At 65.0% G+C, this 13,631-nt stretch carries 13 protein-coding genes, 1 tRNA gene and 5 pseudogenes; 12 read left to right on the forward strand and 7 right to left on the reverse strand.

Annotation, left to right across the window (positions count from 1 at the left end; all coding sequences use genetic code 11):
- The first annotated feature begins 7 nt into the window (after nt 1-7).
- From BLQ71_RS22115 to BLQ71_RS26905, 5 genes and pseudogenes are all read left to right on the forward strand, one after another.
- Nucleotides 8-970 carry a PDR/VanB family oxidoreductase gene (locus tag BLQ71_RS22115; protein WP_069086685.1) on the forward strand — a complete coding sequence of 321 codons (963 nt, stop codon included), beginning with the start codon at nt 8-10 and terminating at the stop codon, nt 968-970.
- Nucleotides 967-1,779 (forward strand): IclR family transcriptional regulator, encoded by an 813-nt coding sequence (locus BLQ71_RS22120; RefSeq protein ID WP_083342339.1) that lies wholly within the window; start codon nt 967-969, stop codon nt 1,777-1,779. Before BLQ71_RS22115 ends, BLQ71_RS22120 begins: the two co-directional genes overlap by 4 nt.
- A 191-nt stretch (nt 1,780-1,970) precedes the next feature.
- Nucleotides 1,971-2,642, forward strand: a pseudogene (locus tag BLQ71_RS22125) (IS66 family transposase); the annotation flags it as partial.
- Between the two features lie 162 nt (nt 2,643-2,804).
- Nucleotides 2,805-2,909, forward strand: a pseudogene (locus BLQ71_RS22130) (integrase core domain-containing protein); the annotation flags it as partial.
- Between the two features lie 198 nt (nt 2,910-3,107).
- A pseudogene (locus BLQ71_RS26905) lies at nt 3,108-3,721 on the forward strand (IS3 family transposase); the annotation flags it as partial.
- Nucleotides 3,722-3,756: 35 nt separating this feature from the next.
- Here the strand turns inward: BLQ71_RS26905 and BLQ71_RS22145 are convergent.
- From BLQ71_RS22145 to BLQ71_RS22175, 7 genes and pseudogenes are all read right to left on the reverse strand, one after another.
- Complete coding sequence (locus BLQ71_RS22145) at nt 3,757-4,053, reverse strand: hypothetical protein (protein WP_074623289.1); 297 nt, start codon at nt 4,051-4,053, stop codon at nt 3,757-3,759.
- Nucleotides 4,053-5,458: pseudogene (gene tnpC / locus BLQ71_RS22150) on the reverse strand (IS66 family transposase). The gene BLQ71_RS22145 and the pseudogene tnpC overlap by 1 nt, the downstream one beginning before the upstream one ends.
- Before the next feature lie 176 nt (nt 5,459-5,634).
- Nucleotides 5,635-5,868: an IS66 family insertion sequence element accessory protein TnpB gene (gene tnpB, locus BLQ71_RS27170; RefSeq protein ID WP_373286053.1), complete on the reverse strand. Its 234-nt coding sequence runs from the start codon at nt 5,866-5,868 to the stop codon at nt 5,635-5,637.
- Nucleotides 5,865-6,167, reverse strand: coding sequence for a hypothetical protein (locus BLQ71_RS22160; RefSeq protein ID WP_229754954.1), 303 nt, complete (start codon nt 6,165-6,167; stop codon nt 5,865-5,867). Before BLQ71_RS22160 ends, tnpB begins: the two co-directional genes overlap by 4 nt.
- The gene (locus BLQ71_RS27175) at nt 6,134-6,568 is read right to left on the reverse strand and encodes a DUF6880 family protein (RefSeq protein WP_133066190.1); all 435 of its coding nucleotides are present in this window, start codon (nt 6,566-6,568) and stop codon (nt 6,134-6,136) included. Before BLQ71_RS27175 ends, BLQ71_RS22160 begins: the two co-directional genes overlap by 34 nt.
- Nucleotides 6,569-6,627: 59 nt before the next feature.
- Nucleotides 6,628-7,230 (reverse strand): annotated as a pseudogene (locus tag BLQ71_RS27180) (DUF6880 family protein); the annotation flags it as partial.
- 417 nt (nt 7,231-7,647) lie between these two features.
- Nucleotides 7,648-7,737: transfer RNA gene (locus tag BLQ71_RS22175), tRNA-Ser, on the reverse strand.
- 215 nt (nt 7,738-7,952) lie between these two features.
- Here BLQ71_RS22175 and BLQ71_RS22180 point away from each other — a divergent pair.
- The 7 genes from BLQ71_RS22180 to BLQ71_RS22210 all read left to right on the forward strand — a co-directional run bounded on the left by BLQ71_RS22180 (nt 7,953) and on the right by BLQ71_RS22210 (nt 13,468).
- Entirely contained in the window at nt 7,953-8,879 is a 927-nt protein-coding gene (locus BLQ71_RS22180; protein WP_074623292.1) for an SPOR domain-containing protein, read from the forward strand.
- 57 nt (nt 8,880-8,936) lie between these two features.
- The gene (locus BLQ71_RS22185) at nt 8,937-9,404 is read left to right on the forward strand and encodes a hypothetical protein (protein ID WP_074623293.1); all 468 of its coding nucleotides are present in this window, start codon (nt 8,937-8,939) and stop codon (nt 9,402-9,404) included.
- A 2-nt stretch (nt 9,405-9,406) separates the two neighbouring features.
- Nucleotides 9,407-9,736, forward strand: coding sequence for a hypothetical protein (locus BLQ71_RS22190; protein WP_074623294.1), 330 nt, complete (start codon nt 9,407-9,409; stop codon nt 9,734-9,736).
- A 78-nt stretch (nt 9,737-9,814) separates the two neighbouring features.
- Entirely contained in the window at nt 9,815-10,513 is a 699-nt protein-coding gene (locus tag BLQ71_RS22195; protein WP_074623295.1) for an SH3 domain-containing protein, read from the forward strand.
- Complete coding sequence (locus BLQ71_RS22200) at nt 10,510-11,679, forward strand: D-alanyl-D-alanine carboxypeptidase family protein (protein ID WP_052244281.1); 1,170 nt, start codon at nt 10,510-10,512, stop codon at nt 11,677-11,679. The genes BLQ71_RS22195 and BLQ71_RS22200 overlap by 4 nt, the downstream gene beginning before the upstream one ends.
- Complete coding sequence (gene tmk, locus BLQ71_RS22205; RefSeq protein WP_074623296.1) at nt 11,676-12,320, forward strand: dTMP kinase; 645 nt, start codon at nt 11,676-11,678, stop codon at nt 12,318-12,320. Before BLQ71_RS22200 ends, tmk begins: the two co-directional genes overlap by 4 nt.
- Nucleotides 12,317-13,468, forward strand: a complete 1,152-nt coding sequence (locus tag BLQ71_RS22210; protein ID WP_074623297.1) for a DNA polymerase III subunit delta' — start codon at nt 12,317-12,319, stop codon at nt 13,466-13,468. The genes tmk and BLQ71_RS22210 overlap by 4 nt, the downstream gene beginning before the upstream one ends.
- The last annotated feature ends 163 nt before the right edge of the window (nt 13,469-13,631 follow it).

Consider the following 13,631-nt stretch of genomic DNA (forward strand, 5'->3'; position numbering starts at 1 on the left):
GCAATTCATGAAGGGAACTCTGGATGTTCTGGTCGAAGCGATCGACCGAGAAACCCCCGAAATCATCAGCATCACCCTAGCCCCGGCCAATGGCGGTGCCCTGCCACCGTTCGATTGCGGATCACATATCGATCTGCACCTTTCCAACGGGTTGATCCGTCAATATTCGCTCTGGGGCTCCCCCGAAGACGGGGATCGCTACAGGATTGCGGTGAAGAAAGAGGCAAACTCCCGCGGCGGGTCACGCCATGTGCATGAAGCCCTGTCCGTGGGCGACATCCTGCCGATATCGTATCCGCGCAACAATTTCCCCATGACACCCGGGCCCGAGCGGGTCGTCCTGCTGGCCGGCGGTGTCGGGATTACCCCGATCCTGCCGATGGCCGAAGAGCTGGAGCGCAATGACACAGACTACGAGCTGCACTATTTCACCCGCTCCCCCGAGTTGACGGCCTTTGCTGATCACATTGCAAGTTCGCCGATCGCCGGAAGGACTTCGCATCACTTCGGCCTGGCCCCTCAAGAGGTTCAGCGCGAAATGGCGCGGATCCTTGCGCCCTATCGCCCGGGATCGCATCTTTACCTGTGCGGGCCGGGCCCGTTCATCGAGATGGTCGTGGCGGAGGCGGGCAGGAACTGGCCAAGGGATGCTGTGCATCTTGAATACTTCAGCGCCGCGCCGCCCGCGTCGACAGGCGGGCAAGAGGGCTTCGAGGTGTATCTCGCAAAGGCTGGCCAGAGCTTTGATGTGCCAGCCGACATGAGCATCGCCGAGGTCCTGCTGGAGAATGGTATCGGCATTGAACTGTCCTGCGAACAGGGCATCTGCGGGACCTGTCTCACGCGCGTTGTAGACGGTATACCTGACCATCAGGACATGTTCCTTTCGGAAGAGGAACATGCACAAAACGATCAGATGACGCTCTGCGTCTCGCGTTGCAAGGGAAACAGGCTGGTGCTGGACATATGAACAACGATATCAGCGAAGATACCGACGAACCGCTCGTGGGGATGCCAGCCAAGGACGGCAAGGATCAGCCCGCCGCGGTCAAGCCTCGGGTGCAATCCGTGGCGAGGGCCGCAAAGATCCTGTTTTGCGTCGCGGAAAGCGAAGCCGGGATGAGCGCGGCGGAAATCCGCGAAGCCACGGGCCTGCCGACCCAGGCGACCTATCACCTGTTGCAGACATTGCAGGCGATTTCCCTGCTGCGCCGAGGCAGCGACAATAGCTACGTTCTGGGGTTGCGCGTCGGTGACCTGATCGACGGGTTCCGCAATCATTTCTCCTGCCCGGACGAATTGCGCGGGATCGTCAAACGGGTGGCGGACAAGACCGGCGAAACCAGCTATGCCTCCGGTTGGTATGACGGTGACCTTGTCTCCCTGTCGGTCGAGACCGGTACCAATCCCATTCACGCCTCCACCGGACAGAAGCACCTGGGCGGTTTCACGCACGCCAGGGCGTCGGGCAAGCTGTTGCTTGCTCTCTCGGACAAAGCAGCGCAGGACGCCTTTTTCAGGAGCAGCGACCTGAAGCCCTTGACCGAGAACACGCTCACGACCCAAGAGCAACTGCTCGCCGATTTCGATGAAATTCGGCAGGTGGGGTATGCCCTTGATCGCGAGGAATACGCACTGGGGCTGACGTGCCTGGCCGTGCCGATCCGCCTTGCCGGAGACACCTATGCGCTTTGCGTTTCCGGCCCGACGGCCCGCATGACAAGGGATTTTAAGAAAATTCTGCAGATCGTCGACAATGAGGTCTCCCAGTATCGGTAGGTGGCCTTGAGTGTTTGATTTCAGCAACCACCGGACAGATTAGGGGGGGTGAACGGCGCTAGGGATCGCCAACTTATCCAGCACTGAGCGCAAAAGACCTGTCCGGGTTCAATCACACGGTCATTTCGAGGACATGGCCTGTGAACCGGCGCTTTGAGCATCTCGTGGCAGAGCTGAACCATGTCGTGCGTGGCAAGCGTTCCGAGCAGATCCTTGAAGGCTTCGATGGCATCCTGCAGTTGGACGGCTCCGGCTACGACCGGCTGGCGCGCCCTTCCCGCAATGGTGGCGCGCCGATCACGGTCGCGCATTGTTGGGGACACGCCGGGCACAAGCTCAAGGAGGTCTTCGACCGCGACGGTTCCGAGATCGCGGCAGAAGGCCTGCGCTGGATCTCCGAACTCTACCGCATCGAGACCGATATCCGAGGCATGGGTCCCGGTCAGCGCCTGTCTGCCCGCCTGGCCCACAGCGCACCTCTCGTCGCGGAGTTCGGCGACTGGCTGCAATCGCAACGCCTGCGGGTCTCTGCCAAGTCGCGCCTTGGCCGGAATCTGACCTACATCCATTGCCAGTGGGGCGGCCTGCAGACCTTCCTCCACGACGGCCGCGTCGAGATCGCCCCCAACGCAGTCGAGAACATGATCCGCCCCATCGCGCTGATCCGAACGAAAGCACTCTCCGCCGGACACGACAATGGCGGTCGAACCTTGGCTCGCATCGCTTCCTTGAGCGCAACCGTGAAAATCAACTGATGCGAACCCTTCGCCTATCTGAAAGCGCCCCACGAAGCCATTGCCGCCGGTCATCCCGCCTGCAGAATTGACGCGCTACTTTCCTGCAACTTCACCCCGTCAAGCTGAACACGTGTGAGGCAGAGACACCGCCATCACGTCTCCCCTGCCCTCTCCACCCAAATGTTCGCCGCAAAAACCACAAGGGGCGCACATGCTGACAGGCACCATCCGCAACCAGGTTGATCAGATCTGGAACGCCTTCTGGTCCGTCGAGGTTTCCAAATCGCTATGCTCAACGGCGAGATCTTTTACAGCCCGCGAGAGGCGCAAATCCTGATCGAACAATGGAGGAAACAATACAACACCGAGCGACCTCACAGCGTTCTGGGCTAGCGCCCGCCGGTCCCGGACATGATTTCCCCCAATGCACCAAAGGCCGACCATAAATTGACACTCGACGCGGACCAACCAAGTGAGGCCAGTCTATCCGAAATTGCGCCCTCGCCGAGATGTTCAACCATAAAATGCACTTTGGGGTGCCCCTAGATTTGTAGACGCTTTGCCCCCTTACTTTGAGCCGAGGAGGCGACCATGGGGACAAGCAACTACAGCGACGAGTTCAAGCGCGATGCGGTGCATCAGATAACCGTGCGCGGGTATCCTGTTCGGGAGGTGTCCCACCGTTTGGGCGTCAGCACGTATTCTCTCTACAAGTGGCTGAAGCTGTTCGAGGAACCTGTTGCGAAGTCCGGCGTGGACCATGAGGCCGAGAACCGGCGCCTGAAGCGCGAACTGGCTCGGGTGACCGAGGAACGCGACATCCTAAAAAAGGCAACGGCGTACTTCGCGCGCGAGTCCCAATGAAGTACGCCTTCATCCGGGCGCATCGCGGGGAGTTCGGCGTCCGGGCCATGTGCCGGGTGCTACGGGTCCACTTCTCCGGCTTCTATGCACGGCTCAAGGAGCGACTGAGCCATCGCGCGCGGGAAGATGCGCGGCAGACCGAACTGATCAGGCAGGCCTGGGCAGAGAGTGGCAAGGTCTACGGCTATCGCAAGCTGACCGACGATCTGCGCGACCAGGGGGAACGGATCTCGGAGAACCGCGTGGCACGATTGGCGTCACTGGCTGAGATCGTCGCGCAGGTCGGCTACAAGCGTCGTCCCGGCCGATATGGCGGCAAGCCCGCGGTCGTTGCCGAGAACAGGCGAGCAACGGTTCGAGGGTAAGCGCCCGATAGCTACCGCAGTGGCTGGCCTTTGACGCGGGCGATGATGTCTGGCTCGCCGACGATGTCCTCAAGGAAGCGGTGCCATTCCTCAACAGAGACCCGGGCTGACAGGAGCATGTCGCGGAGTTCGTCGATGCCTTGGTCCGTCAGAGCGGTAAGGTATTCTTCGCGACCGGTCTGGACGCTGACAATGCTGCCGTAGGATAGGTTGTCGTCGGTGCTGACGATGGCCTCGAGAAGATCCGGGTCTTCTCCGAGCACGCTGGCGACATGACTGATCGCGCAGACATAGGTCGTGGCAGCCATCAGGCCGCCGTGCTATGCGTCTGCCCAGCCGGCCTCCATTGCCAAGGCAGCAGTTCGTCGAGCCGGTTGATCTTGTGATCGTGGATGCGGTCGAGGACATCAGCAAGCCACGCTTGCGGGTCCAGCCTGCTCATTTTCGCCGTCTCGATCAGGGTCATGGCCCGGGCGAGGGTCTCCCCGCCGCTGTCGGAGCCAGCGAAGAGCCAGTTGCGGCGGCCAACGCCAATCGGGCGCATGGCGCGCTCGGCCGGGTTGTTATCGATCCCGATGCGACCATCCTCGAGGAACAGTTCGAATGAGGGCCAGCGGGAGAGCCCGTAGCGGAAGGCCTTCGCGGGATCGCCCTTGCCCGGGATGCGCGCCAGCTGGGCCTCGGCCCATGCCTTGAAGGCGTCGACCTGGGGGCGGGAGTGCTGCTCCCGTGCGGCCTTGCGCAGGTCGGCGGGTTGGCCGGCGATCCTCCGTTCGACATCGTAGAGCTTCCCGATCCGGTCGAGCGCCTCCCGCGCGATCTCGGACGTCGTAGCCTCCCAGACATCGTGGAAGTCACGCCGCAGATGTGCCCAGCAGGCCGCCTCACGGAACTGGCTGCTGCCGTCCGCGCGGCGCTCGTAGAGCTGGCCAAAGCCTGCATAGGCGTCCGCCTGAAGGATACCGCTGCTGTTTTGCAGGTGCTGACGCGGATGCTTGCCTTTCCGGTCCGGCGAGAAGCGGTAGACCACGCCTGGCGGCGCAGTGCCGGCCCTGGGCCTCTGGTCGGAGACATAGGCCCAGACCCGCCCCTGCTTGACCCCCTTGCCGAGGCCGCGGTCGCGACGGGAGCGGTCCAGGACGCGGATTGGCGTGTCGTCCGCATGCAGCACGGGCGCCGCCATGACTTTGGCCTCGATCCTCTCGATGATCGGCGCGAGCACCTTCATCGCCCGGCCGCACCAGTCCAGCAGTGTGCTGTCGGGCACGTCCGCACCCATGCGCGCGTAGATCTCGTTGAGGCGATAGAGCAGGACATGGTCACCGAACTTGGAGACCAGCACATGCGCCAACAGGCCCGGTCCGGCCATGCTGCCCGGAATCGGGCGGCTTGGCGCCGCAGGCTGCACCATCCTCTCGCAGCGGCGGGAGGTCCGGCATCCGCTTCGCCAGCCGGTTCATTGCGCTGTTCGGCGACAGCTATCAGCAGGTCTTCCAGCGCCAGCTCGAGCTGGGCGATCTCCCATTCGATCTTCTCCGAGGACTTGCCGAAGGCCTGTTTCTGCAACTTGGCGATCCGCAGGCGCAGCGCCTGGACCAGCTGTTCGTGGGCCTGAAGCGTAGCCCTCATGCGCGCATTCTCCGTCTGAAGCGCGACGATCATCGCCTTCAGAACGGTGGGGTCATCGGTGAGAATGTCGACGTCTTCGGACATGCCGACAGATACCACGCCGTGTCGTCAAGAACCAATAAAACAAGGGGAATCAGAGTGATTAATCACCCCACCCGTGCCGGCGGCGCACCCCAGTCCGGACGCCGCCAGTCGATCCCTTCCCAGAGCATGGCTAGCTGTGCCGAGGTCAGTCGAGAGATACCAGCCTCGGTGTTGGGTCAGGGGAAACGCCCGCGCTCGAGCACCTTGTAATAGAGGCAGAAGCCCTGGCCATCCCAGTAAAGCAGCTTCAGCCGGTCACCTTTGCGCCCACGGAACGCAAAGACCGCGCCGCTCGCGGGCTTCTGGCGCAGGACATCCTGGGCCATAGTCGACAGCCCCGCGATGCCCTTCCTCATGTCGGTGGCGCCGCAGGCCAGATAGACCCGGCCCCCTGTGCCCGGCCCGATCAAGCCGCGTCCACCGCCCGGATCAACCGGGTCAGCGCCTCTTCATCGATGCCGCTGTCGAACCTAAGGCAGCGACCGTTGCTCAGCCGCAGCTCGACCGGAACTGACCGAGACGGCGCGGGGGCGCTTCGTGGCTCCGGGCACGACCCGAAATCCACCGGCAGGAAAACGGTACCGCGATCCGGCGACCATAGGCCCTTCTTCTTCAGATCCCGCCGCCAGCCGTAGATCTGGGAGCGTGTGATCTCGTGGCACTGCGCCACCTGCGTCACCGAGGCACCGCCGAGGCCGACTTCCGACAAGATCTCCAGCTTCTCGTCTTCACTCCATCGCCGGCGCCGTTCGACACCCAGAACCTCGCCCAGCATGGCTCCTCCGAATAAGACACGTCGTTAAGCACGTCGTTATGCACGTGGGCGCGGTCCTCCGCCTCGACATCCTCGAAATCCGGCAATTGGCCGAGGTAGTCCCGCAGGATCTCGGCGGACAGGGTGGCCTCAAAACACTGCCGGCGCAGGGCCTGCGCGGCAGGTGCGTCGCCCAGGGCCTCCAGGATGCGCGCCTCCAGGCTGACCCGTGGCGGGGACATATCCTCCTCGTCCTCAACAAGAGCGCGCCGCCCCGGCTTGCGCACCCAATCCAGCGCCTCGGCACTGCGCCCGGCCTCAAGAAGCTGCGCCGCGATCCCCTGGGTGTCCTGCATGTGCGGGCGCTTTGCCGTTTCCAGCGCACGAGCAGATCGAGATCCCCCCGCGCTGCGGCGATGGTCTGGCGCATCTCGCCCCATTGCGAGGTCATGGAGTAATACCCACCCTCCGGCGCGCGCAACGCTTCCTCGGCCTGCCGCTCCGCGATGACCTCTTTCAGGTCGGCATCCCAGCGCGCCAGGCTGTCTTGCGGCAGATGCGGCGCCACGGCGGTGGTGACATCGGCCAGGTAGCCGTGTGTGTTTTCGCCCAGGGCAGTCATGGTCTTCTCGGGCAGCTGATCCGCCTCCGCAGGTGTCAGTCGCCGGGCCAGGTCGCCGATCGCCGCGATCGCCTGGTAATAAATGTCCTGAACACGGCCCGAGGACTCATCGACGCGCTCGAACACTTGTTCATGCGTGGCGATGAAGCGCAAAAGTCGGTCCACGGCCAACGCAGGCGCCGCGGCGCCCAGCTCGGAGGCAAGGGTATCAGTCAGGCTGCGCAGGTCATCGGCGAAGGCGCGGGCCTTGTCCCATTCAATGAAACTCCTGGCCCGCGCCAAGCCGGAGAGGCGACGGTCGACCAGCTTGGCAATCGCCTCTGGCCCGGACTTGCCGGCCAGTGCCGCCTTGACCTGCCGCCGGAACCCGGCGTTACGCTCTGCTTCATCCAGCACCAGCTGCGCGAGCTTCTCGGCGCCCAGGTCTTTCAGCTTGTCGGTGGTGAGGACGAGTTTGCGAGCCTTGGGTGGGTCTCGATGTTGGGCGGTTTGTCAAAGTACCTGCCTTGGCCTGATCGTTGGGGCAAGTCTTGAGGTTCGACTGACGAGAAGGGGGCGGGAGGATGGCGGGGCTGCGAACCGCAATCGAAGCTCAGGGCGATATCTGGCCGCAAGTGACACGCCGATCTGGCAGCATTTGCTTCGGCAGATGTGTGATGGCAGAGACCCAACTTGGTCCGCGACTCTTTATCGTCGCTCCGTCAGGCCCCGAGCATGTCGCATGGCGTCGTCTCCAAGCGCAAATGGCATGGCGGGAATTTTGGCGGGTGTGACCGCAACTGCCCAACTTTTCCATTTAAACTCAATACCTCTTGGCGGAGGCTGTGGGATTCGAACCCACGGGACGCTCTCACGCCCAACGGTTTTCAAGACCGCCGCATTCGACCACTCTGCCAAACCTCCGTGGCGCTCATCGATAGTGCGCCCGTTCCGATTCTGAAAGCGCCTCTCCGAAAATCCGCGTACAAACCCTTTGCAGGCTTTCCATGTGGGCTTTGACAGGGTATTCTTGCATGTGAATGGGGCCGTCAGAGCCCCTCTGAGGCAGTGCGCGACCGGGAAAACCCGGCGTGGGCCCGGGAAACAACCCGAGGCGCGACTAGGGCAAGAGGCAAGACATGAGCGGTAAATCTTCCAATCTTTCCAGGACTCTGCGTTTCTCTTCCGTGGGGGCCGTGCTCCTGCTGGCCTCGGGCTGTGCCGATGGGCAGATGCCGGGTTTCCTGCAGGCGAAAGACGCTGACGGCGATGTCGTTGCCCGCGCCAGCACCGCCGACAGCCCCCGCGCCGCACGCGATGTCGAGGCGCCCGAGGTCTTCGAGGCCAAGGAAGCCGGGCTCTGGGACGGGCGCCCCTCGCTGGGTGGCGTCTGGGTCGCGCATCCCGATGCCAAGGACCCCGAACGCGTCATCATCCGCAACCAGCAGAACGGCAAGTTCGTGATCGGCGCCCTGTTCCGCAAGGAACGCGAAACACCCGGCCCCCGCCTGCAGGTCTCCTCCGATGCCGCCGCAGCACTTGGCGTCCTGGCCGGGCAGCCGACCAACCTCGACGTTGTCGCCCTGCGCCGCGAGGAAGCGCCGGAAACCGATCCCGCCGCGGGCGACCCGCTGGCCGCGGCGCCCGGAGCCATGCCCGCGGCCCCCGAAGTCAGCGAAGGTGCGCTCGACCCGGTGATCGACGGAGCCGCCGCAGCCATCGACGGCGCCCCCCTGCCCCCGGCCCGTCCCGAACCGGCGGCACGGCCCGCCGCGAAACCCGCCGTGGTCGCCTCGGCCAAGCCGCCCGCTCCGGCACCGAAGGCCTCGAGACTGGACAAGCCCTTTATCCAGATCGGCATTTTCAGCGTTCAGCAGAACGCCAAGGACACGGCCACCTCGATGCGCCAGGCCGGCATGGTGCCGACGATCAAGACCTTCAGCTCGAAGGGCAAGACCTTCTGGCGCGTTGTCGTCGGCCCGGCCATGTCGGTCGACGAACGCGGCACGCTGCTCGCCAAGATCAAGAAGACCGGCTTTACCGATGCCTACGCGGTGACGGACTGAGCCTTCTGGCGGGACGATGCACCAGTCCCGCCCGTTTCGACCAAACCCGATCCCCGCATGTATTCGCACAAAGCTACTCTGTCGGCATTCTTCGTCGCGCCCCTGCCCCTTCTTTCACTGGCCTTCCTCACGCTGGCAGCGCCGACACAGGCCGCCGACATCACGATACTGAACGACCACCCCGAGGGATGCCACGCGATGCTCTCGGGGCAGATCGTGGATGGAGATACCGACCGACTGCGCGCCGTCGTTCCGCCCGGCCAAACCGCATTTGACCGCGCAGTGATCCACACACGCCTGTGTCTCGACAGCCCTGGCGGCAGCTTTCCCGAAGGGCTCGACCTGGCCGCCTATCTCCGCGAGACCGGGATCAGCACACATGTCGCCGCACAGGACAGTTGCCTGTCCACCTGCGCTTTGGCCTTCCTGGGAGGCACGCAATTCTGGGTCGAGGACGGTCTGACCCGCAATCGCAGCCGATCGATGCATGTCACCGCGACCTTGGGTTACACGCGCCGCAACTGAACGTGCCCGCCGGACAGTTTTCGGAAACGGTCGTCGGACAGGCCTTCGACGTGGCCATCCGCGCCTCTGCCGAGATCTTCGGCAGCCTGGAAGACCTGCGGATCAGCCGGGACTTCGCGCTTTCCGTCTTCGATGTCGCGGGACAGGATTTCTATTTTGTGGATACGCCGGACCGGGCGCGCGAACTCGGTGTGACCCTGACCGGGACCGGCCCTCTGCCAGAGCGTATCGACCATGATCGTATCCGCGATCTCTGCACGGCAGAGTTTCCATCCCTCGGACCGGCAAACTACCAGCACCCGAACAGCGGCACCCGTTTCGTCGGTGACTGAATACAGGACCTGCCAGACAGCACACGCGGCGCGCGGAACTGGGACTACCTGTCCGGCACAACCGCCGAGGGCACGCTGATGATTGATGCCTGCCAGGTCGAATGGAAGGCGCCGCACCAGATCTCTCTGCGGCTCTTTCGCGACATCCAGACGGATCGCGGCCAATGGGACGACCCGCAACCGCCCAGCGCGCGTTTCCTCGCCTCACAGCTGTCACGACAGGCCGACGGTTTCGGCAGCGCCCTGCCCGCGCTTGCCACCCCGATCGGCACGCGCCTCGACACGATTGCCGATCCCCGCCCCGGCGTGACCGACGCCCGCGTCGCCGAAGGCACCTGCGCGCCAATCGCCCAGGGCTACCGCGTGGTCGGGGTACAGACCTTCTCCAAATTGCGCGCCAACCCCGGATTCGGCGAACCCGGCGAAATGGAAGCCGGCAGGGATCGTGTCGTTGTCCCGCTGGACCGTAGCCTCGACGGCGCCGCCCTGCTCTCGGAAAAATGCGAGGCGGCCTGCCGCCCGGCCGACAGTGGGCGCCTGACCGCCGAAACCATGTCCGCGATGAACTCTTGCGCCCGGTCGAACGATGTCTGGTGGAAGGTCCGTACCGCCTCGGGCACCACAGGCTGGATGTCGTCGAAGTTTCTCTCACCCAGAGCCGCCTGCCCCGGCGATGAGCCGCCCGTCAGGGCACGGCGCGGCGTGACACGCCCGCCGCGATACGCGATAACGGGGCAAGAGCCTGAATCGAGCACAGGACAGGAGTCCCGAACGTGACCATCTTTGCCCGCAGCCTGCTGGCCTCCGCCGCCCTTGTGACGGCGCTTGCCACCCAGGCCCCCGCCTTCGACACCCGCGCCAAGGCGGCCTTTGTCATCGACCAGACCACGGGGACCGTTCTGTTGACCAAGCGCGCCGACGACGCGCTGCCTCCGGCCTCCATGTCCAAGCTGATGACGCTTTACATCGCGTTCGAGGCGATCCGCGAAGGCCGCCTGAAGCTTGACGAACGGCTGCCCGTCTCGGGCCACGCCATGTCCTTCGGCGGCTCGACCATGTTCCTCGATACCACCGACCGTGTCCGGGTCGAGGACCTCTTGCGCGGCATCATCGTCCTCTCGGGCAACGATGCCTGCGTCGTCCTGGCAGAGGCGCTCAGCCCCGACGGCACCGAGGCCGGCTTCGCCCGTCTCATGACCCAGCGCGCCCAGCAGCTGGGCATGACCTCCTCGACCTTCAAGAACGCCTCCGGCTGGCCCGCGCAGGGTCATGCCATGTCGATGCGCGACCTCACCCTGCTCGCCTCGCACATCATCCGCGACTTCCCCGAATTCTACCCGATGTTCTCGGAGCGCAAGTTCGAGTTCGACGGCCGCGCCCCCTCGAACGTCAACAACCGCAACCCGCTCCTTGGTCTCGTCGCGGGCGCCGACGGGCTCAAGACCGGCCACACGCAAGAGGCCGGCTACGGCCTCGTCGGCAGCGCCAAGAACGGCGAACGCCGCGTCGTCTTTGCCATCACCGGGCTGGACAGCACCCGGGCGCGCGCCGAGGAATCCGAGGCCATCGTCAACTGGGCCTTCCGCCAGTTCGCCGAACAGACCGTCGTGACCAAGGGCACCGCCATCGCCCAGGCAGAGGTCTGGATGGGCTCCGCCGAACAGGTCGGCCTCGTCTCGGACAAGGACGTCCGCCTGCTCTTGCCCACCATGACCCCCGGCGGCATCAAGGCAGAGGTCGTCTATACCGGCCCGATCCAGGCCCCCGTCACCAAGGGCCAGCAACTGGCCGAGCTCATCATCCAGCCCGAGGGCCTGCCGGAAACCCGCGTGCCGCTCTTTGCTGCCGACAAGGTGGATGCGGGCGGCTTTCTCGACCGGATGATGACCGTCAGCGGGCTGCTCATCAAACGCTTTGCGGAAGACGCCGAGGAGGCGATGTGACCACCCCGCCCCGGCCCTGGCCCGGTCTCTTCATCAGCTTCGAAGGCATCGACGGCTCCGGCAAGTCCACCCAGGCGCGCCAGTTGTACGAGAGCCTGCGCGCCGAGGGACATGATCCGCTGCTGACCCGCGAACCTGGCGGCAGCCCGGGAGCAGAAGAGATCCGCGCCCTGGTGCTGCAGGGCGACCCGGACCGCTGGTCTGCGGAAACAGAGCTTCTGCTTTTCACCGCCGCCCGGCGCGACCACATGGAACGGGCGATCCTGCCCGCGCTGCAGGCGGGCCGCACCGTGATCTGCGACCGTTTCGCCGACAGCACCCGCATGTACCAGGGCCGCGGCGGATTGCGTGACAAGGTCGACGCCCTGCATGACCTGATGATCGGCATCGACCCGGACCTGACCCTCTTGATCGACATGCCGGCAGAGGCCGGGCTGGCCCGCGCGAAATCCCGCGCCACCGACGAAGAGCGGTTCGAGGATTTCGGCCTCGACCTGCAACAGCGGATGCGCGACGGCTTTCTGGCGCTGGCGGCAGAGGCCCCGGCGCGGTTTCGCGTCATCGACGGCAACCGCGACATGGACAGCGTTGCCCGCGACGTCCGCGCCACCGTGCTCCGGGAACTGGCCCCCTCATCATGAGCGACACCGAAAACTTACCCGAACCCGACCGTCTCGACGGCGCGCCGCACCCGCGCGAAACCCCGCGCGTGATCGGCCAGGCCGAGGCGGAACAGGCTTTCCTGACCGCGCATAACTCCGGGCGCCTGCATCACGGCTGGCTGCTGACCGGCCCGCGCGGGCTGGGCAAGGCGACGCTGGCCTGGGAAATCGCGCGTTTCCTGCTGGCCACCCCGCCCGCCGGAGAAGATGACGGGTTGTTCGGCGCACCGCCGCCGCCCTTGTCGCTGCACATCGACCCCGAGCACCCGGTCGCCCACCGGATGCGTGCGCTCTCGGAACCCGGGCTGTTCCTGCTGCGCCGGGGGGGCGCGGGATCTGCCGACAGTGAACGCGACAAGGCCCTGCGCGAAGGCCGCTTTTCCGACTACATCCGCGTGGACGAGATCCGCAAGCTGCACGCTTTCTTCGGCCTTTCCGCCGCCGATGGCGGGCGCCGCGTCGTCATCGTCGACAGCGCGGATGAATTGAACACCCAGGCCGCCAACGCGCTCCTCAAGATGCTCGAGGAACCGCCCGCGCGCACCACGCTCCTGCTGCTCAGTCACCAGCCCGCGCGGCTCTTGCCGACGATCCGCTCGCGGTGCCGCACCTTGCGGCTCTCGCCGCTCAGCCCCGAGGACATGGCAGAGGCACTGGCGCAGGCCGGGGCCGAGGTGCCGCCGGACCAGGTCGAACCGCTGACCATGCTGGCCGAGGGATCGGTCGGCGCCGCCATGCGGCTTCTGAACAACGACGGGCTGGCGCTCTACCGCGAGATCCTGGGCTTGCTGGGCAGCCTGCCCGCGCTCGACCGGTCCCGCCTGCTGTCGCTTTCCGAGTCCTGTGCCGGCAAGGGCAAGGACGAAAGGCTGGACCTGCTGCTGACCCTGGCCGGACAACTGGCCGCCCGCCTCGCCCGCACCGGCGTCACCGGCCACCCGCCGCCACAGGTCCTGCCCGGCGAAGGCGAGGTGCTCAGCCGCCTCGCAGGCGATCCGGCGGCAGGCCGCCGCTGGGCCGACGTGGCCCAAGAGGCCGGCGACCGCGCCCGCCATGCCCGCGCCGTCAACATCGACCCGGCGGCCCTTGTCACCGACCTCTTCCTGCAACTGCAAAAAACCGCCTGACCAACCCGCTTTTCAGCAAAATTCGAAAGCGCTTTGGCCGGAGTGCGTCAGCCATCCTGACATTCAAGCCGCCCTTTCTGCATCGCAGCGCAAATCCGGAAAAATGTCCAGCCACGACCCAAGGCCAGCTCCGCTCATGCTGCAAGGCAGCATGAAGACACGC

Source organism: Antarctobacter albus (genome assembly GCF_900101505.1).
Taxonomy (GTDB): Bacteria; Pseudomonadota; Alphaproteobacteria; order Rhodobacterales; family Rhodobacteraceae; genus Antarctobacter; species Antarctobacter albus.